Origin of the sequence: Streptomyces musisoli (assembly GCF_016741855.1) — a bacterium.
Taxonomy (GTDB): Bacteria; Actinomycetota; Actinomycetes; order Streptomycetales; family Streptomycetaceae; genus Streptomyces; species Streptomyces musisoli.
In genome coordinates this window covers 450,346-470,309 of sequence record NZ_JAERRH010000006.1, presented here as the reverse complement: position 1 = coordinate 470,309, position 19,964 = coordinate 450,346, and the positions used below count along the sequence as shown (strand labels likewise).

At 72.4% G+C, this 19,964-nt stretch carries 14 protein-coding genes; 2 read left to right on the top strand and 12 right to left on the bottom strand.

Annotated features, from left to right (window positions below; all coding sequences use genetic code 11):
- Window positions 1-34 precede the first annotated feature (34 nt).
- The 10 genes from JK361_RS19680 to xylB form a co-directional block, all read right to left on the bottom strand.
- Window positions 35-2,329, bottom strand: a complete 2,295-nt coding sequence (locus tag JK361_RS19680; protein WP_201819857.1) for an ABC transporter ATP-binding protein/permease — start codon at window positions 2,327-2,329, stop codon at window positions 35-37.
- Window positions 2,330-2,499: 170 nt separating this feature from the next.
- On the bottom strand, window positions 2,500-2,856 hold the full coding sequence (locus tag JK361_RS19675; protein ID WP_201819856.1) for a DUF5132 domain-containing protein: 357 nt from the start codon (window positions 2,854-2,856) through the stop codon (window positions 2,500-2,502).
- Window positions 2,857-3,626: 770 nt separating this feature from the next.
- Window positions 3,627-4,823: a cysteine desulfurase-like protein gene (locus JK361_RS19670; protein WP_201819930.1), complete on the bottom strand. Its 1,197-nt coding sequence runs from the start codon at window positions 4,821-4,823 to the stop codon at window positions 3,627-3,629.
- A gap of 424 nt (window positions 4,824-5,247) precedes the next feature.
- Window positions 5,248-6,468: a metallophosphoesterase gene (locus JK361_RS19665; RefSeq protein WP_201819855.1), complete on the bottom strand. Its 1,221-nt coding sequence runs from the start codon at window positions 6,466-6,468 to the stop codon at window positions 5,248-5,250.
- 380 nt (window positions 6,469-6,848) lie between these two features.
- Complete coding sequence (gene exaC, locus JK361_RS19660) at window positions 6,849-8,372, bottom strand: acetaldehyde dehydrogenase ExaC (protein WP_201819854.1); 1,524 nt, start codon at window positions 8,370-8,372, stop codon at window positions 6,849-6,851.
- A 56-nt stretch (window positions 8,373-8,428) separates the two neighbouring features.
- Window positions 8,429-9,754 (bottom strand): GAF domain-containing protein, encoded by a 1,326-nt coding sequence (locus JK361_RS19655; protein ID WP_201819853.1) that lies wholly within the window; start codon window positions 9,752-9,754, stop codon window positions 8,429-8,431.
- Window positions 9,755-10,094: 340 nt separating this feature from the next.
- Window positions 10,095-10,697: an N-acetylmuramoyl-L-alanine amidase gene (locus JK361_RS19650; RefSeq protein WP_201819845.1), complete on the bottom strand. Its 603-nt coding sequence runs from the start codon at window positions 10,695-10,697 to the stop codon at window positions 10,095-10,097.
- Between the two features lie 87 nt (window positions 10,698-10,784).
- A complete protein-coding gene (locus tag JK361_RS19645; RefSeq protein ID WP_201819844.1) occupies window positions 10,785-11,798 on the bottom strand; it encodes an acetamidase/formamidase family protein in 1,014 nt (337 codons plus the stop codon).
- Between the two features lie 618 nt (window positions 11,799-12,416).
- Window positions 12,417-13,625 (bottom strand): ROK family transcriptional regulator, encoded by a 1,209-nt coding sequence (locus JK361_RS19640; protein ID WP_201819842.1) that lies wholly within the window; start codon window positions 13,623-13,625, stop codon window positions 12,417-12,419.
- Between the two features lie 50 nt (window positions 13,626-13,675).
- A complete protein-coding gene (xylB, locus tag JK361_RS19635) occupies window positions 13,676-15,121 on the bottom strand; it encodes a xylulokinase (RefSeq protein WP_201819840.1) in 1,446 nt (481 codons plus the stop codon).
- A 155-nt stretch (window positions 15,122-15,276) separates the two neighbouring features.
- Between xylB and xylA the strand changes: the two genes are divergently transcribed.
- Window positions 15,277-16,443: a xylose isomerase gene (gene xylA / locus JK361_RS19630; protein WP_201819838.1), complete on the top strand. Its 1,167-nt coding sequence runs from the start codon at window positions 15,277-15,279 to the stop codon at window positions 16,441-16,443.
- 175 nt (window positions 16,444-16,618) lie between these two features.
- Here xylA and JK361_RS19625 read toward each other — a convergent pair whose 3' ends face one another.
- Window positions 16,619-17,959, bottom strand: a complete 1,341-nt coding sequence (locus JK361_RS19625) for an esterase-like activity of phytase family protein (protein ID WP_201819835.1) — start codon at window positions 17,957-17,959, stop codon at window positions 16,619-16,621.
- Window positions 17,960-18,518: 559 nt separating this feature from the next.
- On the opposite strand from JK361_RS19625, the gene JK361_RS19620 reads away from it, so the two are divergent.
- Entirely contained in the window at window positions 18,519-18,701 is a 183-nt protein-coding gene (locus tag JK361_RS19620; protein WP_201819832.1) for a tail-anchor membrane protein, read from the top strand.
- Window positions 18,702-19,004: 303 nt separating this feature from the next.
- Here the strand turns inward: JK361_RS19620 and JK361_RS19615 are convergent, their stop codons facing one another.
- Entirely contained in the window at window positions 19,005-19,847 is an 843-nt protein-coding gene (locus tag JK361_RS19615) for a hypothetical protein (RefSeq protein WP_201819830.1), read from the bottom strand.
- Between the last annotated feature and the right edge of the window lie 117 nt (window positions 19,848-19,964).

Here is a 19,964-nt window from a genome sequence, read left to right as displayed (position 1 = left end):
CGCGGTCGGCGGTCGGGTGGCGCGGCAGCTGCGGTCAGGCGGCGAGTTCGCCGGCCTGGAGTTGCCAGAGGGATGCGTAGAGTCCGTGCTGGGCGAGGAGTTCGTCGTGGGTGCCCTGCTCGGCCACGACTCCGCCCTTGTCCATGACGTAGATCCGGTCGGCGTGGCGGACCGTGGAGAGCCGGTGGGCGATGATCACCATGGTCCGCTCGGCCGCGAAGACACGGAGCGTGCGCTGAATGGCGGCCTCGGTCTCGTTGTCCACGGCGGAGGTGGCCTCGTCGAGGATCACGACCGGCGCGTCCTTGAGGATCGCCCGCGCCAGTGCGATCCGCTGCCGCTGACCGCCCGAGAGGGCGGCGCCGCGTTCGCCGATCACGGTGTCGTAGCCGTCCGGCAGGGCCGCGACGAAGGTGTGTGCCTCGGCCATCATGGCCGCCTCGACCACGGCATCGTCCGATGCGCCGAAACTGCCGTAGCGGATGTTGTCGCCGATGGTGCCGTCGAACAGGAAGGGGTCCTGGGCGACGAACCCGATCGCGTGGCGCAGGTCGTGCCGCGGCATGTCCCGCACGTCCCGTCCGTCGAGCAGCACGCTGCCGAACTCCGCGTCCTGGAAGCGCATCAGCAGCTTGGCGATCGTGGTCTTGCCGGAGCCGGTGGCGCCGACGAGGGCGGTGACCTGCCCGGCGGGGATGGTCAGCGAGAGGTCCTCCAGCGCCGGCGGCCGGCCGGGGTAGGCGAAGGAGACGTTGTCGAGGACGATCTCCCCGCGCACGTCCTCGACGTCGAGCGGTCCGCCGGTGCCGTCGGTCTCGGCGGGCAGGGCGCGCAGCCGCCGGACTCGGTCGTAGGCGCTGAGCGTGCGCTGGTACTGGTCGACGATGCCGCCGAGCCGGTTCATCCGCAGCAGCACCATCTGGGGCAGCCCGATCAGCGGGCTGAACACCTCGAACCGCAGGCTGCCGTTGAGCACCGACCGGCCGCCGATCAGCAGGGTGCCGGCCATCGAGCTGGTCGTGCAGACCCGGACGACCTCGCCGTGGCTGATCGTGCTCCGGTCGGTCTCGTGGTCGCTCTCCTGGACCGACCCGCTGAGCCGGTCGATGCGCTCGGCCTCGTAGTCCTCGGTGCAGAAGCTCTTGACGGTGGCACCGGCCTCCAGCGTGTTCACCAGCTGGCTGTGCAGCCTCGCGCGGTGCTCGCCGGAGACGGCGTAGTCGGCCGCGACCTTGTCCTGGTAGTGGAACGACAGCCAGGCGATGACCGGGATCGGCAGGAACGCGATCCAGGCGATCTGCGGCGCCAGCAGCAGGAACAGCGGCACGAGGAGGGCCAGGCTGGCGCCCAGTTGCAGCACGTCGCCCGCCGAGGAGGCGAAGAAGGCGCCCAGCTGGCGGACGTCGTCGGTGAGCGCGCCGGCGATCCGCGTGGTCCGCTCGCCCTCCAGGTGCCGCAGTTCGAGGTGCTGCACATGGGCGTACGTCCGCTTGCGCCATTCGTGCTCGATGTCCTGGCCGAGCCGGCGCCACTGGAGGTTCGATGAGTACGAGAGGCCCGCCACGGCGCCACAGGCGGCGGCCACGAGCCCTGCCAGGCCCCAGAGTTGAGCGGACGCGGTGGTCAGCCCGAAGCGGACGAGGGGTGCGGCCTCGCCGTTGATGAGGACCAGCGCGGTCCAGCCCAGGAAGGTGCCGAGCGCCATCTCCGAGACCTGGCAGGCGACCGACAGCGCGGAGGCGCGGTAGAGACGCCGGCGGTGTGGTCCGGCGATCTCCACCAGGGGGTGTCGTTCGGCTTCGGTTCCGGTCAGCTCCCGGGTCGCGTCGGCCGTTCTGTGCCAGGCCTTCCGGACGACGGCCGCGGTCGCCGCCGCCACTCCGCCCAGCGCCACCAGCTGCTTGCTCAGCGCCGACCCCTTGACCAGGGCGATGCCGGCCGCCACGCCGCCCCCGACGGCGAGCACGGGGGTCACGACGCCGTGATCCGCGAGCGGGGCCGGTTCGGCGGCGGGCGGTACCGGGGCCGGACGCCCGGCTCCGGCCGAACCCTCCACGACCAGGGTGACGGCTCTGCGGAGGAGCCGGCCGACGTCCGCGGTGTTCACCCGCGCGTCGTGCCGGACGAGGACCCCGCCGGTGACCGGGCTGGCCTGCGCCTCGGTGATCCCGGGAAGGCGGCGCAGGACCGCGGCGAGGACCTCGGCCGTCCGTGGCCGTCCGAGAACCAGCTTGACGTCCCAGCGCTGGCGGCCCGGAATGACCGAACGCGGGCGTACGTCCAAATCCGCGGAGCGATAACCGGCTGCGGCACCCAGCAGAGATGGCATGTGTACGTTCACCTTTGTGGAGGTCGCAAAAACCGTGACAAGCACGATGGCTCAACGCGACAGAGCGGAAAGTATGGAGAAATCAATACGGCCGACGGATCCGCGGCCGACCGCCATTCGGGCGCATTCGTCCGAGCCCGCATGGCGGCCCGGGCCGCTGGGAAGAACCGTCAGCGCGGCTTGCCGGCGCCGGCGGTCGTGCGGATCTTCGGAGTCCTCGCCTCGCCGTCGGCCCGGCCGGCGGCCTCGTCCTTCTCCATCTTCGGGGCGCTGCTCTCGGCGGCCCGCTGACCGTCGCCCGGACGGGCTTCGGCCTCACCGGCGGGGATCTGCGCCGCCACCACCTCGGCGGCCACCTCGGCCGCGAGGTCGTGGATGTTCTCCCCGGCCTCGAGGGTGGCCTTCTTCACCTCGAGGACGAGACCCACGGACGTCCTGACGACGCCGCGCATCAGCGGCTTGAGGAGACGCTTGGCCAGTGGCGCGGCGATGAGGCCGACCAGGAAGGGCGGTACTACGGGTGGCATGGTGCTCCATCCTCTCTACGTACACGTATGACGGGGACCCCCGGCACTGCGAACACCGGAGCAGCACAACTGGGCGGACGGAAGCGCCCCTTTTCACAATTGGCGATTTCCCTGCTGGGTCGATTTCTCGTCGATGGGGTCCAGCACCCGCTCTTCGCTCACCGTAGTGGAGTCATGTCCACAGAGACCAAATCGTCCCGGCTGGTTTCACTCATGAGAGTGCTCTTGATCTTGCCGAGCAACATTGATTTCCGTGTACACACTCACCGGACGGTCTATTGGGCTGATTTTCCTACGTACCGGGAATTGCCGCGTTTTCCCGTGCGGCGCCGAGCGGTTGGGCGGCCGGGATGACGCCGTAGGTGTGGGTGAACCGCCGGGTGAGATGGGCCTGTTCCGCGAAGCCGCCTCGGTGGCCACCGGCGAGGGTGCCGTGCCCTCGGTCGCGTCCGTGCCGCTCGGCTTCTCCGCCATGGGGGCACACACGCCGTGTGGGGCGGCCGTGCCTGGGACCCGTTCGGACCCGTGCCCGCCTGCTACGGGGCGAGCCGGATGTCACGGTGGCCATGTGCTGTGCGGCCTGCGACTCCCCGCACGCCCAGGTGGCCGACCGCGACACGCCGCCGCCGGGCGACCGGGTGGCCCCTGCCCCCCGTCGCGGACTCGCCGCGGCCGTCGGCTACTTCGCCGAGGTCGACTCGCGGCGGTGCGCGAACAGAAGTGGTGACCGCGTCGGTGGGCAGCGGGGCGCCACGCCGGTTCGTACGAGTTCAGAGGAAGTCGGCGAGCCCGTCGAGGAAGCGGGCCACGTCGTCGGTGGTGTTGTAGGGGGCCAGACCCGCGCGCAGGGCGGGGCCTTCGAGCTTGAGCGCGGTGAAGGGTTCGTGGGCGTAGAACGATCCCGCCGGTGCCACCACACCGCGCGCGGCCAGATGTGCCTGGGCCTCGCGGGCGTCGCGGCCTTCGAGGGTCATCAGCAGCGTCGGGGTGCGGTCGGCGGCCTTCGAGTGCACGGTGATGGCGTCGCCCAGAAGGTCCAGACCCTCCTGGAGCTGTGCGCGCAGTGTCCGTTCGTGCGCGTGCAGGGATTCCAGGGAGCGGGTCAGGCGCTCCCTGCGCGAGGCCCCCGTGCCGGGGTCCAGCTCGGCGAGGAAGTCGACGGCGGCGGTGGCACCCGCCAGGATCTCGTACGGCAGCGTGCCGAACTCGAAACGCTCGGGCACCGTGTCGGGGGACGGCAGGAGCTTGTCCGGGCGCAGGGTCGCGAGGAACTCCGGTGCCGCCGCGAGCACCCCGCAGTGCGGTCCGAGGAACTTGTACGGCGAGCAGACGAACATGTCGGCCCCGAGGGCGGGCACGTCCACGAGGTGGTGCGCGGCGTAGTGCACGCCGTCCACGTACACCAGGGCGCCGACCTCATGGGCGCGGTCGGCGATCCGGCGGACGGGCGGTTTGGTGCCCAGCACGTTGGAGGCCGCCGTGACCGCGACCAGCCGGGTCCGGGGCGTCAGCGCCCGCTCGTACGAGTCGAGGTCCAGCTCGGTCTCCGGGGCGATCTCGATCCAGCGCACCGTCACTCCGGCGCGCTCGGCGGCCTGGATCCATGGGCGGACGTTGGCGTCGTGGTCGAGCCGGCTGAGGACGATCTCGTCGCCCGCGTTCCAGGTCATGGCCAGGTGGCGGGAGAAGTCGTACGTCAGCTGCGTGGCGCTGCGGCCGTGGACGACGCCGTTCGCGGGCACGTTCAGCAGATCGGCGTAGGCGGCACGGAAGCCCGCGACGGCACGCTCGGCGTTGAGCTCCGACGGGCTGACGGTTCCGCGGTTGGACAGGGGGCCGGTCAGCGTCGCGGCGATGGCGTCCGCGACGGGGCTGGGCGTCTGTGTTCCGCCCGGTCCGTCGAAGAAGGCGAGCCCGGTGGCGAGGGCGGGAAAGCGGGCCCGCAGGGCGGCGAGGTCGATGGCCATGGTCTCTGCTTTCTGCCGGGTGGAGGCTTTCTGCCGGGTGGAGGTCATCTCGAGCGGAGGTCTTCTGCCAGCCGGAGATCTTTTGCCGGGGGACCATCACCCGGGCCCGTGGGAAGCGGTCGGCGACCACTCCCCCGAAGAGCGAGAACACCAGCACCGAGAGGGTCTGGCACGCAAGCCCCAGCAAGAGGGCGCCCGGCGATCCTCCCGGCAGACCGAGGATGCCGAGCACGACGGCCAGACCCGCGCAGTACAGGCGGTCACGCGTCGCTGACCTGGTTAAGCGTGGATACGTGTGGCTCGTCGAGTCGTCGGCCGGGATCGGTCCGGCTCCTGTCCTCGGTGAGACGAGCCTGCTCAGCTGTTGCCGCCGCACGCGTCAGCCCGTGGGCGGCTCCCAACGGATGTGTCGGCCCGCCCCGGGTCAAGGCGAGGTGGGCAGGTGCGGGGAGCGGAGCACGAGCAGGGTGATCTCGCTGGGGGCGAAGACGCGGAACGGCGGGCCCCAGAAGCCGGTGCCGCGGCTGGTGTAGAGGAGGGTACGGGTGCCGTGGTGGCTGAGGCCGGCGAGGGCGGGCTGGTCGAGGCCGACCAGGTGGTGGAAGGGCCAGATCTGGCCGCCGTGGGTGTGGCCGGAGAGCTGGAGGTCGATGCCGGCGGCTGCCGCCCGGTCGATGAACTTGGGCTGATGCGCCAAGAGCAGGACGGGCAGGTCGGGGTCGGCGCCGTCCAAGGCCCCGGCGAGGTGGGCGCGGTGGCCCACCAGGCCGGAGGACTCGGCGGTGACGTCGTCCACGCCGGCGACCACGAGGGTGTCGCCTCCGCGTTCGAGCAGCAGATGGCGGTTGCGCAGCGGCTCCCAGCCCAGCTCGTCCATGAGATCGACCCAGCCCTGGGCCTCGCTGTAGTACTCGTGGTTGCCGGTGACGTACACCCGGGCCCGGGTGGCCCGCACGGTACCGAGAGGGGCGGCCTGTGCGCGGCGGCGTTCGGCCGTGCCGTCCGCGATGTCGCCGGTGTGGCAGACCAGGTCGGCTTCCAGAGAGTTCACCGTCTCGCACACCCGCGCCGACCAGCGAGCGCGATCGATCGGGCCGTAGTGGGTGTCGGTGATGAGGACGACGCGGGTGCCGTCCAAACCGGCCCCCAGTCTCGGGAGTCGCACGTCGAGTCGGCGCACGCGTGGCACGCGGCGGGCTTCGGCGTACCCCCAGGCGAGCAGTACGGCGGTCACGCCGAGGACGGCCCAGGTGACGATCCGGGCCCGTTCCTGACTCCCGCCGACGCCGGCCACGGTCAGGGCGAGCCGCAGGAGCACGCCGAGCAGCACGGACCAGGTGAACAGAACCCAGCTGGTGCCCAGCAGGGTGTCACCGACGATCGCCGCCCGGTCCTGCTGGCGCCGGCCGTGGCCGCGCATCATCGCGAGCGGCATACCGATGAGGCCGAGGACGAACAGGGCGGTGCCGGCCATTGTGACGGGCAGCGGCCAGTGCTGGCCGGTGTACAGGAGCACCCAGCAGGGCACGGCCCACAGCAGGACGGGGGCGATCAGGGGGATGTAGCGCATCAGGCGGTGCAGTCGGCTCTGCCGCGGTGCCCGTGCTTCGCTGTCGGCGGGTCGGGTGTTGCTGGTGTCGGTCACGCTTCACCTCTCTGACCAGGCTGCCGTCTCGCGCACTGTATCCGGTCACCCTCGGGCCGGCCGGACCGGCGTTCATGCGTGCGGCCTTGGGACGAAGGGTTCTCTGCGCGATGGCAGGACGCCGCCGCAACCCCCCTCGGCATGAGACGCGATCAGGGCGCTGCTGCCCCGGCTCGGCACTGCCGCCACTGGAGAGCGCGCCGGCGGGGCGATGGCCAGAGTCGAAGATGGTGAAGTCACGTGAACATGTCCCGCAGGAAGTGGAACTCTCTTTCGGATGCCATGCAGCAACGCCAGGAACCCAGTTGATCACCACAGGTACCTGCCGTGCCGGGTTGCCCGGAGCGTGACCATGTCTCCGGGCGACCCGATTGCAGGATCTAGAAGAAGCCCAGCCTCTTCGGCGAGTACGACACCAGGAGGTTCTTCGTCTGCTGGTAGTGCTCCAGCATCATCTTGTGGGTCTCCCGCCCGATCCCGGACTGCTTGTAGCCGCCGAACGCCGCGTGCGCGGGGTAGGCGTGGTAGCAGTTGGTCCACACCCGGCCCGCCTGGATCGCGCGGCCCGCGCGGTACGCGGTGTTGATGTCCCGGGTCCACACGCCCGCGCCCAGGCCGTACAGAGTGTCGTTGGCGATCTTGATCGCGTCGTCGAAGTCGTCGAAGGAGGCCACCGAGACGACCGGGCCGAAGATCTCCTCCTGGAAGATCCGCATGCGGTTGTCGCCCTCGAAGATGGTCGGCTGGACGTAGTAGCCGCCCTTCAGTTCGCCGTCGTGCTCGACGCGTTCGCCGCCCGTGAGGATCCTCGCGCCCTCCTGACGGCCGATGTCCAGGTAGGAGAGGATCTTCTCCAGCTGGTCGTTGGACGCCTGGGCGCCGATCATGGTGTCGGTGTCCAGCGGGTGGCCCGGCCTGATGAGCCGGGTGCGCTCGACGGCCGCCTCCAGGAACTCCGCGTAACGGCCGCGCTGGATCAGCGCCCGGGACGGGCACGTGCACACCTCGCCCTGGTTGAGCGCGAACATCGTGAAGCCCTCGAGCGCCTTGTCGCGGAAGTCGTCGTCGTGCGCCCACACGTCGTCGAAGAAGATGTTCGGTGACTTCCCGCCGAGTTCCAGGGTGACCGGCTTGATGTTCTCCGACGCGTACTGCATGATCAGCCGCCCGGTCGTGGTCTCCCCGGTGAACGCGACCTTCGCCACCCGCGGGCTGGACGCCAGCGGTTTGCCCGCCTCCACACCGAAGCCGTTGACGATGTTCAGCACGCCCGGCGGCAGCAGGTCCGAGACCAGGCTCAGCCAGTAGTGGATGGAAACCGGGGTCTGCTCGGCCGGCTTGAGCACGACCGCGTTCCCCGCCGCCAGCGCCGGGGCGAGCTTCCAGGTGGCCATCAAAATCGGGAAGTTCCACGGGATGATCTGCGCGACGACCCCGAGCGGCTCGTGGAAGTGGTACGCCACCGTGTCGTCGTCGATCTCGCCCAGCGAGCCCTCCTGCGCCCGGATCGCCCCGGCGAAGTAGCGGAAGTGGTCGATCGCGAGCGGGATGTCGGCCGCCAGCGTCTCCCGCACCGGCTTGCCGTTCTCCCAGCTCTCGGCCACCGCCAGCCGCTCCAGGTTCGCCTCCATGCGTTCGGCGATCTTCAGCAGGATGTCGGAACGCTCCGCCACCGGCGTACGCCCCCACCCGGGCGCCGCCTCGTGCGCCGCGTCCAGCGCCCGCTCGACGTCCTCCGCGGTACCGCGCGCGACCTCCGTGAACGGCTGCCCGTTGACCGGCGACGGATTCTCGAAGTACTGCCCGCGCGCCGGCGGCACGTACGCGCCGCCGATGAAGTGGTCGTAGCGCGGCTGGTAGGAGACGATCGCGCCCTCGGTGCCCGGCGCCGCGTATCGAGTCATCCTGCTCTGCCTCCCGGTGCAGCGCTGCCCGCCGTTGGGCAGCTCTCGGCGCGAGGCTAGACAGGCGGACGTTGCAAGTACGTTGCGTGGGAGGACGACCCGTGCCTCCCACGGTTCCGCGCCGGTGCCGGGCCGGCCGGCGCCGCGAACTCGGCCTCCAGCGCGGCGAGCCGCGCGCGGACCGGGGCCGTCGGGCGCACCGCGGCGAGCGCCCGCCACACCGCCACGTCGTCCTCGCCCCACGGCGCGTGCGCCCAGTCCGCCAGCAGGTCCGCGTCGCCGTGCGCGACCAGCGCCGCGCGCAGCCCACCGGAGAGCCGATCCCGCAGCCGGACGACGGCCGGGGCCTGTGAGCCGGGCAGCAGTGGTCCGGTGTACGCCTCCGCCGCCGCGGTCAGCGCCCCCGTCTCCAGCCGCCGCTCGACCACCGTGGCGTCCGACTCGACCACCCCCGTCAGCCGGTACGGCCGTGAGGCGAGCGACCCGGGGCCCAGCAGCCGCCGCAGCCGGGCCAGTTCGGCGCGCAGCGTCACGGGGGTCACCGACTCGTCCGCGTACAGCGCGCACAGCAGTTCGTCCCCGCTCAGACCCTCGGGATGCCGGGACAGCAGCACCAGGATCTCGCTGTGCCTGCGGCTCAGCCGGATCCGCCGCCCGTCCAGGGCGAGTTCGGCCTCGTCGCGGCCGAGCGCGCTCAGCAGCGGCGCCTCCTCGGTGCGGGGCGGGGTGAGCAGGGCGAGCTGTGCCTCCGCGGCGCGCGCCACCGCCTGCACGAAGCCGAGACTGTGCGGATGGGCGAGCCCGTCCCCGCCGGTGATGTCCACGGCCCCCAGGACCCGTCCGGTGCGTGGATCGTGCACGGGTGCGGCGGCGCACGTCCACGGCTGCACCCGCCGTATGAAGTGCTCCGCGGCGAAGACCTGCACGGGCCGGTCCACGGCGACGGCGGTGCCGGGCGCGTTGGTCCCGACCGCGTTCTCCGACCAGCGGGCCCCGGGCACGAAGTTCATCCGGTCCGCCCGGCGCCGGGTCGCCGTGTGCCCCTCCACCCACAGCAGCCTGCCGTGCGCGTCGCACACCGCCAGCAGATGCTCGCCGTCGGCCGCGAACGTGCCCATCAGCTCCCGGAACAGGGGCATCACCCGGGCCAGCGGATGCTCGGCACGGTAGGTGCCGAGGTCGCCGTCGGTCAGTTCCACGCTGGCGGTGCCGTCCGGCCCGACCCCGGCCCGCGCGCTGCGCCGCCATGACTCCGCCACCACCGACCGCACCGGGCGCGGCACGGTGCCCACCGCGGTGAAGGTCTCGTGCGCCCGGCGCAGCGCCCGGACACGCTCGGCGGGGTCGGCCCCCTGCTCCAGGGCAACCCACGGATCGTTCAACTCGGCCTCCCCGTAGGGTGAAACTGCGGTGGACGCGGTGCGGTGTACGGCGGTGGACGTGGCGCGGTGAAGCGCGGGGTACGCGGTGCGGCGGACCGGGCTGACGGTGTCGGGTGCGGCGCACCGGGGTGGTGCTGTCTGCTGTCGGGTACGGCGGTCGGGCTGCTGGTGTCGGGTGTGGTGGATCGGGCTGGTGGTGTTGGTTGTGATCAGGCCGGTGATGTCGGATGCGGCGGGGTGGGCGGTGACGCGGCCGGCTCGGTGGTGCCATGGCGACCGGGACCATCGTCACCCCGGTGGTGCGCCCGGACAACCGCTCGGTCGGCCGCTCAGCCTCCGGCTAGGAGAAGTTGACCAATCTGATGTAGCGCACCCAGTCCCATACCGGCCCCGGGTCGGTGTGGTCGGTGCCGGGCACCTGGTAGTGGCCGATGATGTGCTCCCTGTCCCTGGGGATGCCGTATCTGGCGCAGATCGCCGCCGTGAGTCTCGCCGACTGCTCGTAGAGGGCGTTGGTGAAGTAGCCGGGCTGGTCCACCCAGCCTTCGTGCTCGATGCCGATGCTGCGAGTGTTGTAGCTCCAGTTGCCCGCGTGCCAGGCGATGGCGGCCTCGTGCACGCACTGGGCGACGTGTCCGTCCGTGGAGCGGACCACATAGTGCGCGGAGACCTTCTTCTGCGGATTGGCGAAGATCGCCAGCGTGTTGGTGTACGTCTCCTGCGTGACGTGGATGACCACCCGGTCGATGGCGTAGTCGGCGGGGCGGTCGGCCACCGTGTAGTTGGAGCTGCTCGCCGGTTGCCACTCCGCGGGCGGGTAGTCCACGGTCCCGCTCCGTGCTGCGGCACGCGGGTCGGGAAGCAGGGTGTAGGGGACGGCGGCGAGTGCCGCGCCCTTCAGCAGCAGTCGCCGTCGGCTGAGCCGCGGCCTGGCTCGGTCCATGTTCATGTCCATGGCGGGGTGCCTTTCGGGATGCCTTTCGGGATGCCTTGGGGAGGCCGTTCGGAAGTCAGGGGTACGGCGAAGACGTCAGCCGCGCAGGGCCCGCGCGGTCTCCCGCAGTCGTGCGTGCACGCCGCGGTAGGTCTCCCGGGCGGGCAGCCACTCCTTGCGGAGCTTGGCCACGCAGGTGTAGTTCGTGTCGCACACGTTGGCCAAGGGTGATTCGACGGTCTGGGTTGCGAACTGGTACGCGTCCAGTTCGCTGAAGCCGTAGTCGCGCACCAGCCACCGCACCAGGTCGAGCTGCGATATCCGGAACGCGTCCTCCAACGGGCGTGCCGAGCCGGTCGAGATGATGTGCGTGTCCGACTCCAGCCGGGGCCAGGGTGTGGCGACGTCCTTGAGGAGGTCCACGACCACCACCGTGTTCATCGCGCACTCCACGGCCACACCGCAGGTCTCGCCCTCACCCTGCCGGGCGTGTCCGTCGCCGAGGCTGAGCAGGGTGCCCTCGACATTGACGCCCAGGTAGCAGGTGACGCCGGCGCGCATCTCGGGGGTGTCCATGTTCCCGCCGTGGGGATCGGGGACCAGGGCCGAGCGGACTTCCAGGCCGGCGGGGGCCACGCCCACCGTCCCGTGCATCGGATCCAGGGGCAGCTCCACCTGGATGTCACCGTCCCGTGCCCGGAACAGGGCGGTCCGCCGGGTCCGGTCCAGTTGCCAGATCCAGACCCGCTCCGGCAGCGGCGGCTGGAGGGAGGCCGTGGTGTGCGTGGAGGTGAGCGCGCCGAAGAGGGGGACCGTCGTGGACGCCGCCCAGTCGCGGGCCGGTTCGATCGACACGAAGTGGACGGCCACGGTGTCACCGGGCTCGGCGCCCTCGATGTGGAAGGGGCCGCTCTGGGGATTGAGGTAGGGGAACTCGCACACCTCGGAGACGAGGTCTTTCTCGGAGCGGACCCGGCCGGCGAAGCAGTCCTCCGTGTACAGATCGAGGACCGTGCCGGGTGCGATCCGGGCCATGGGTGCGGCACCGCCGAACGTCCAGGCGTACTGGTCCGGTTCCGGGTGCACGGTGAGGATCGGGGGGTCGGTCATCGCTGCATGGCTCCCTTCTGAAGGCCGTTCGTCGACGTCGGGGTCGGGCCGTCGGGGGATCGGGTCGGCGGGGCAGCGCGGGGCCGCCGGAGTGACGGGTGGTCAGCGGACCACGGGCCTGAGTGCTGGGTCGTTACGCGAGCATCCTGGCCGTTCTTGACGGGCCGTCGGCTGCCGCTCACGTGAATCACGTTACGGCGCGGTCCGGTTGGGCAGAAGGGCATGTCGCGGTTCTGTGGACAAGTCGCGGCTTGTGGACAACTCGCTCACCCGATCGGGCGAAGAACGAGGGTGCGGGGCGGGCAGCACGTACCACGCGGGCGCAGGAGGAGGACCGGCACGGCACACCTGTCGGCTTCCGCCGAACATCGCAGCCATCGGCTCCCGCCGTACGGCACACCCGTCGGCTGCCGTCGCACGGCACACCGGCCGGCTCCCGCCGCGCGCGGCACTTCGCGTCACCGGCGGGCGCAGGAGGAGGACCGGCACGGCACACCTGTCGGCTTCCGCCGAACATCGCAGCCATCGGCTCCCGCCGTACGGCACACCCGTCGGCTCCCGTCGCGCGCGGCGCTTCGCGTCACCGGCCCTCGGGAGCCATGGTCCGCACGCGGCGTCTCAGGATCGTTCCGCCACCACCGCGGGATCGTCCAGTACCGCACGGACGACCGAGTGCGCGGCGCCCAGAAGGGGGCCCTGCGGACCGAGCCGGGAGACGGTGACCGGGCAGGCCGGGCCCGCCGTACGGCCCGTCAGCTCGTGCTCCAGCGCCGGCAGCAGCCACGGCGAGAGGCCGGCCAGGGCGCCGCCCAGGACCACCGTCTCGGGATCGAGCAGGTTCACCGCTCCGGTCAGGGCGATGCCCAGGGCCGTACCGGCGTCCCGCAGAGCGGCCCGTACCCCCGCGTCGCCCGCCTCGGCGCGCTCCGCGAGCAGGCCGACCAGATCCTCCCGCGGCTCGAGCCCGGCAGCGCGCAGTACCGCCTCCTCACCCGCGTACTGCTCCAGGCATCCCCGGCCGCCGCAGGGGCAGGGAGGGCCGTCCGGCCGTACGGGCACATGGCCCAGCTCGCCGGCGAACCCCCGGGTCCCGCGCAGCAGCCGGCCGTCCACGACGACCGCGGCTCCGATGCCGATCTCGGCCGACACGTGCAGGAAGTCACCGGGGGTGCCGGCGCCGAGCCACAGCTCGGCCAGGGCGCCGAAGTTGGCCTCGTTGTCCACGGTCAGCGGCCACTCGCCGGGCAGCAGCGAGCCGAGGTCGGTGTCGTGCCATTCGAGGTTCGGTGCCCGCACGACCGTCCGGCCGTCCCTGGCGACCAGCCCGGGCACGGCGACCGCTAGCCCGGCGGGCCAGAGTTCCGCGCGCTCCGCTTCCGCGACGACCTCACGGACCAACGCCGTCAGGGCCTCGATGACGGGCCCGGGTGCCCGGCCCCGGTGGGCGCCGCGGCGGACGGCCCGCGCGCGGACCTCGCCGCGCAGGTCGACCGCGCACACCGCGAGGTGGTCGACGCCGATCTCCGCCCCGATCCCGGCCGGCCCCCGCCCGCTCACCGCGAGCGCCGACCCCGGCCGGCCCACCCGGCCGGGCCGCTCGGGGCCCAGCTCCTCCAGCAGCCCCCAGCGGATCAGCTCGTCCACCAGCGTCGACACGGCCGCCCGGGTCAGCCCGATCCGCGAGGCGACCGCCGCCCGGGACAGCGAACCCTCCGCGCTGACGGCGTGCATCACCCGGGCGAGGTTGCGCCGGCGCATGCCCTGCTGGGTGTCCGGCAGGGTACGTCCGGTGCCCGGCGGGCGCGCCTCGTGCAGCGGTGCGGTCATGCCTCCGTCGTCCTCGGTGTCTGGCGCCCGGCCTCGCGCGGGCGGCCTGGTCACTGTCTGCCGGTCTCCCGCTCCAGCAGCGGGGCCGCGTCGGAGAGTACCCCGGTGATCCGGTCCAGCGTCGCCCCGTCCCGCTCCACGGCGCCCAGCACCGGGCCCGCGGCCGTGTTCCAGCGACGGGCCACCGCCGCGGGGTCCTCGCCGGTCAGCAGTCCCGCCGCCTGCGCCGCCGCGCCCAGGGCGACCAGTTCCCCGGCCTCCGGGACCTGCACCGGCCGCCCGGAGAGCCGGCGCACGGTCTGCTGCCACGCCGTCCCACGGGCCCCGCCGCCGATCAGGACCAGCGGGGTGCCGCGGTCCGCGTCCTCGTCGAGGACCAGGTCGAGGGCCCCGAGCAGCGCGTGCACCGCGCCGTCGTAGGCGGCCTGGAGCAGCTGGCCCGCGGTCGTGTCGTGGCGCAGCCCGTGCAGCACACCGGAGGCGTGCGGCAGGTTCGGCGTGCGCTCACCGTCCAGGTACGGGAGCAGGGTCACGGAGCCGCCGGGTTCCACCGCCTCACGGTCCAGGCCCAGCAGGGCCGCCACGCGGTCCACGGCGAGGGTGCAGTTCAGGGTGCAGGCCAGGGGCAGCCAGTCCCCGCGCGCGTCGGCGAAGCCCGCCACCGTGCCGGTCGGATCGGCGGGGCGGTGCTTGGAGACGGCGTAGACCGTGCCGGAGGTGCCGAGGCTCAGCACCGGTGTGCCGGGCCGCAGACCGAGACCCAGCGCCGCCGCCGCGTTGTCGCCGGTGCCGGGCGCCACCAGCGTGCCCTTGGAGAAGGGCACCTCGTGGCTGCCGCGCACCGTGCCGACCACCTCGCCGGGCCGTGCCACCCGGGGCAGCAGTGCCGGGTCGAGACCGAGGTGCGCGAGGGTCTCCTCGTCGTACGCCTCCGTGCCGGACGCCCACCAGCCGGTGCCGGAGGCATCGCCGCGATCGGTGGTGCCCTGCCCGGTCAGACGCTCGGTGAGGTAGTCGTGGGGGAGGCGCACCGCCCTGGTCGCGCGGACCGCCTCCGGCTCGTGCTCGGCGAGCCACGCCCACTTGGCGGCCGTGAAGGACGCGCCGGGCACACTGCCGGTGCGCTCCGCCCAGGCCTTGGGTCCGCCCAGCTCCTCCACGAGACGGCGGGCCTGCGGTGCGGAGCGGACGTCGTTCCACAGCAGCGCCGGACGCACCGGCTCGCCGCGCTCGTCGAGGGTGACCAGGCCGTGCTGCTGACCGCCGATCGACACGGCCGCCGCCTCGTGCGCCGCTTCACCGCACTGGCGCAGCGCGGCGCACAGCGCGTCCCACCACCGGCGCGGATCACTCTCCCGGCCCAACCCGGTGGTCACGGTGTGCGGCGCCTGGCCACTGGCCACGACCTGCCCGGTCGCCGCGTCGACGACCAGTGCCTTCGTGGACTGGGTGGACGTGTCCACCCCGACGACGAGCGGACCCTCGGCTGCTGACATCGGGCTCTCCCTCTTCCGCGGATCCGCGGGATGTGCGGTGGGCTGTCGAAGACACCTTGCTGTCGAAGACATCTTGTCTCTTCCCAGCGGTGCGCCCGCATACTAATTTGTAAAGCGCCATGACGAAATAGTCGTACGCAGCAAGGAGTCGCGGCATGAACTACCGGCCCACCCCCGAGGACAGGTTCACCTTCGGCCTTTGGACCGTCGGCTGGCAGGGAAGGGACCCGTTCGGCGACGCCACCCGCCGCGCCCTCGACCCGGTCGAGACGGTGCGGCGCCTGGCCGACCTCGGCGCCTGCGGCGTGACCTTCCACGACGACGATCTGATCCCCTTCGGCTCCTCGGACAGCGAGCGCGAGTCGCACGTCAAGCGGTTCCGCCAGGCCCTGGACGCCACCGGCATGACCGTCCCGATGGCCACCACGAACCTCTTCACGCACCCCGTCTTCAAGGACGGGGCGTTCACCGCCAACGACCGTGACGTGCGCCGTTACGCCCTGCGCAAGACGATCCGCAACATCGACCTGGCGGTCGAACTGGGTGCGGGCACATATGTCGCCTGGGGCGGCCGGGAGGGCGCCGAGTCCGGGGCCGCCAAGGACGTGCGTGTCGCCCTGGACCGCATGAAGGAGGCCTTCGACCTCCTCGGCGAGTACGTCACCACCCAGGGCTACGACCTCCGCTTCGCGATCGAGCCCAAGCCGAACGAGCCCCGCGGCGACATCCTGCTGCCCACCGTCGGCCACGCGCTGGCCTTCATCGAGCGCCTGGAGCGGCCCGAGCTGTACGGGGTGAACCCGGAGGTCGGCCACGAGCAGATGGCCGGTCTGAACTTCCCGCACGGCATCGCCCAGGCCCTGTGGGCGGGCAAGCTCTTCCACATCGACCTCAACGGCCAGTCCGGCATCAAGTACGACCAGGACCTGAGGTTCGGCGCCGGCGACCTGCGGGCCGCCTTCTGGCTCGTCGACCTCCTGGAGAGCGCCGGTTACGACGGACCCCGCCACTTCGACTTCAAGCCGCCGCGGACCGAGGATCTCGACGGCGTGTGGGCGTCGGCGGCCGGCTGCATGCGCAACTACCTCGTCCTGAAGGAGCGGTCGGCCGCCTTCCGAGCCGATCCGGAGGTGCGGGAGGCGCTTCGCGCCTCGCGTCTGGACCAGCTGGCCCAGCCGACCGCGGCCGACGGCCTGCCGGCCCTGCTCGCCGACCGCACGGCCTTCGAGGACTTCGACGTGGAGGCGGCAGCCGCGCGCGGCATGGCTTTCGAACGGCTCGACCAGCTGGCGATGGACCACTTGCTGGGGGCGCGGGACTGACGGCCACGCGCGCGTGGAGCGATGCCCGGGCGCCTGAGACGCGCGACGTCGCCCCCCGGACGTCCGCGGCGACGACGACCCGGACGGCGACCCGGAGGGCCGGGCAGGGCGGCACCTCACATGCCGCCCTGCCCTATCGGGCCCGCCGTGACGGAATCCGGCCCGGCGGGCTCCGTCACAGGCTCCTGGGCAGACGCACGTACGTCACCGTCGTCTCGACACCGCTGTCGACCAGGCGGCCCTGGGCGTCGAACGCACCCTCACCGTCGGTCATCCCGAAGTCGTTGTCGTTGACCAGCGCGAGCGTGTCGTGATCCACGCGCGCGACACCCTCGATCTTCCGGGGGACCCCGGCGACCTTCCCCAGGTCCACCACGAGCTGCTTGGACAGCACCGGCACCCCCGCGGCCGCCGGATCGTCCAGCTGCTCCAGCGACGGGGACGTCGTGTCGTCGTCCCACGGGCCGCCGAGGATGTCCGCCCCGCGCCCCAGCCGGACCAGCTGGAGCCGCGCCGCCTTGTCGGTGCGCTCCTCGACGAGCAGCCGGTCAGGGCCGACCGCCACCACCGACGAGATCTTCAGCTCGGAGGTGTCGTCCTCGCCCGGGTCGACCACGTTCACCGGGTCGAACCGGTAGGCGTACTCGGCGGTGACGGCCTTCATGCGCGGCGAGAAACGCAGCAGCCGGGTAGTGCGCGAGGCATCCCCGGCGTCACCGTCCGGCAGCGAGAGCGGGCTCTGCAGGGCCATCACCAGGTCACCGCCCGGCAGCTGCGCCAGCCCCTCGAACCCCCGGTTGCCCTTGCGGTGCAGCAGCACCGACGGCAGCGCCTCCACCACCGGGTAGTCCGCGCCGGTCAGGCCGAGGCCCTCGGGCACATAGCGGGCGAGTACCTCCCCGCGCGCGGAGACGTGGACGAGGGACGGACCGTACTCGTCCACCAGCCAGAAGGTGCCGTCCCCGGCCCGCACGATGCCCTCGGTGTCCAGGCCGTCCGGGTCGTAGGAGAGCGGCGTCCGCGCGTCGTAGGTGTACGGCGCCTCGTCCCGGCCCTTCTGGTCGGACAGGCCGGTGACGGCCTTCCCGGAGGCGGTGGTCAGCGGTATCGCGTCGATCACCTCGACGCTGTTCCCGCGGACCCGGATCTTCACGATGGCGGGGTCGAAGCCCGGCACCGGGAAGGTACGGCGCTTCTTGCCGTCCACCTTGATCTGGCCGTTGGGGCCGCGGTCGGTCACCGTCCAGTACTCGCCCTTGCGGTCGGCCGGGTAGATGTCGCTGCCGATGCCGCCGAGCTTCACCCCCCGGTCGTCGGCCACACTGCCGGGCAGCAGCGCGTTGCTGAACGTGCCGAGCGGGATCTCGCCGAGCGTCGCCGTGCGGACGACACGGGCGTCCCCGCACGGCGCCGCCGTGGCCGTCCCCGCGGCCACGAGGACGGCGGCCAGGGCCAGGGGCAGACCCGTGGCAACGGAACGGTGGGCGCGGCGCCGGCCGGCGGCATGCGGGGACATGGGTCCTCCTCGGTACAAGGTCACTGGCTGCGGACACGATCGGGCCCTTGGGGGAACGCCGCACGACCGGGGTGTGAACGTGCGGGGTCCGGCGCTCATCGGATCGTGCCCGTCGCACGGTGACCGCCTGTCAGAGTCCGTCTCTCGCACGCGCCTTCGTGCCGAGTCGCGAGGAGGCCAGCGCCGTCGCGGGGTCGGAGTCCGCCCCGCCCGCCGGAACCCGGCGCCCTGTCTCGTCGCGATACGGCCACCGGCCGCCCTCTTCCCCCGGCTGCGGCTGAAGGCCCTCGTCCGCGACGGTCCACCGGTTCCCGCCACGGTGGAACGAGGTCGGCGGAGTCGATAACGAGGGTGCAGTGCGGCGCCGGCGCTGCGGTGCGCCGAAGCCATGATGTGGATCACTTCACGATCTGTTCGATGCGGGCTGTCGCCGCGGAGCCGGGATCGAGCCAGTACGGGTGCGCTCAGGGATGTCTCAGGGGTGGGATGCGGAACCGCGGAGGGCGGGAGGCCGTTCTCAGATCAGAGAGCGGCAGTGGCCGCGAAGGAGGCGACGCTCATGTCCAAGAACGCGAAGATCGCCGCAGGGGGCGTGGCGGTCGGGCTCATCCTGTGGATATGGCTGCCCTGGTGGGTGGCGTTCCTGATCATCGTGGGGGTTCCGGTGGCCGCGTACCTCGCCCTGGACCCCTCGCAGCGGCGCAGGCTCCGCCGGGTCACCCGCAAGGAACTCGGCCGCTGAGGCGCCGGCGAGCGGCGGGAGGACACTCAGCGGTTCGCCGACGCACGGCGGGGCGTGGTCGCCGAGGCCTCGGCCCACCGCAGAGTGATGGTCGCTGAGGCGTCCACGCCCGGCGGAGGCCGGATGCCGCGCGAGTACATGGCCTCCCTGGGCCGAGGCTGGACCAGGGCCGGCCCACGGCAGGGGTTCGCTCGCCCGGCGAGGCGGCCGCGCGGTTCGGCGGACCGCCGGTGGCCGCGCCCCGTGCGAGGGCGCGGTCCCCGGGGAAGGCCGGTTCGGAAGGCACCGTCCGGGCGCCTCGGCTCACAGGGGCCGTACGGCCATCTTGTCGAGCGCCTCCAGCAGTCCCGGCAGCTCGGGGCCCCGGCCCACCGGCAGGATCTCGCCGGGCTCGTCGTCGAGCAGGACGAACGCGATGTCGTCGGTGCGGGCCACCATCGACCAACCGGGACCGTCGGCGCGCAGGGTGCGGGCCTCGCCGGGGGCGAACGACGACCGCACCCGGCCGAGCGGCGGCGGCGACTCGACGTAGCCGCGCGCCTCCGCGAGCACCCGGCGGACACCGGCGTGGCCGCCGGTGGAAGCGCCTGGCGCGCCCGGCGGCGCGGACTCCGCGGCCGCCGCCTGTCCGCGGGGCGGGGGGAAGGAGTCGTCGTCGATCTGCTCCCGCCAGGCCGCCCACTGAAGCGCTATCTCGTCGGCGCCCAGGCGGCGCTGGGCGGGCCCCCAGGAGCCGGTGTCCGGTGGGCACAGCGCCGCCCGGCCCGCCGTCTCGGCAGGAGGGTCGTGCGGTGCGGGCACGCCGGGTGCGGCGACGGCGACGGCCAGGGGCCACCCAGGCAGCGCCGTCACGACCGCGCGCTCGTCCGGTGACAGCTCGTACTCCATGCCGCAGTCCCAGGACGCGATCGCCACGGCGACCAGCGAGACGTCGTCGATGACGACCGTCCAGCGAGCACCGTCCCCGTCCTGGCCCAGCACCAGGCCGTATCCGTCGGCGAGCGGCGGGAGATCCAGCGCCGCGCATGCCTCCGGGTAATCGTCGCCCAGCACGCTCGGAAACTGTGCCGGCGTCAGCAGTACCGCCGTCAGCACATACAGCGCATCGTCCGCGGCGGCGACGGCTATCTCGTCCGTCCCGGCCATCCCTGCCTCCCGAGTGGTTCGTCCATCGGCGCGCACCCTAGTGCGAGCGCAAGCCCCTTGTCACGACTGTGCACACCACGCGGAGCTGCAGGTTTCCGCCTGGACGGGGGCGAAACG

Excerpts from the sequence above, each read along its gene's own strand:
- exaC (WP_201819854.1), bottom strand. The coding sequence starts at position 8,372 with ATGACTCGATACGCGGCGCCGGGCACCGAGGGCGCGATCGTCTCCTAC.
- xylA (WP_201819838.1), top strand. The coding sequence starts at position 15,277 with ATGAACTACCGGCCCACCCCCGAGGACAGGTTCACCTTCGGCCTTTGG.
- JK361_RS19675 (WP_201819856.1), bottom strand. The coding sequence starts at position 2,856 with ATGCCACCCGTAGTACCGCCCTTCCTGGTCGGCCTCATCGCCGCGCCA.
- JK361_RS19650 (WP_201819845.1), bottom strand. The coding sequence starts at position 10,697 with ATGGACCGAGCCAGGCCGCGGCTCAGCCGACGGCGACTGCTGCTGAAG.
- JK361_RS19620 (WP_201819832.1), top strand. The coding sequence starts at position 18,519 with ATGTCCAAGAACGCGAAGATCGCCGCAGGGGGCGTGGCGGTCGGGCTC.
- JK361_RS19625 (WP_201819835.1), bottom strand. The coding sequence starts at position 17,959 with ATGTCCCCGCATGCCGCCGGCCGGCGCCGCGCCCACCGTTCCGTTGCC.
- JK361_RS19615 (WP_201819830.1), bottom strand. The coding sequence starts at position 19,847 with ATGGCCGGGACGGACGAGATAGCCGTCGCCGCCGCGGACGATGCGCTG.
- JK361_RS19670 (WP_201819930.1), bottom strand. The coding sequence starts at position 4,823 with ATGGCCATCGACCTCGCCGCCCTGCGGGCCCGCTTTCCCGCCCTCGCC.
- JK361_RS19680 (WP_201819857.1), bottom strand. The coding sequence starts at position 2,329 with ATGCCATCTCTGCTGGGTGCCGCAGCCGGTTATCGCTCCGCGGATTTG.
- xylB (WP_201819840.1), bottom strand. The coding sequence starts at position 15,121 with ATGTCAGCAGCCGAGGGTCCGCTCGTCGTCGGGGTGGACACGTCCACC.
- JK361_RS19640 (WP_201819842.1), bottom strand. The coding sequence starts at position 13,625 with ATGACCGCACCGCTGCACGAGGCGCGCCCGCCGGGCACCGGACGTACC.
- JK361_RS19645 (WP_201819844.1), bottom strand. The coding sequence starts at position 11,798 with ATGACCGACCCCCCGATCCTCACCGTGCACCCGGAACCGGACCAGTAC.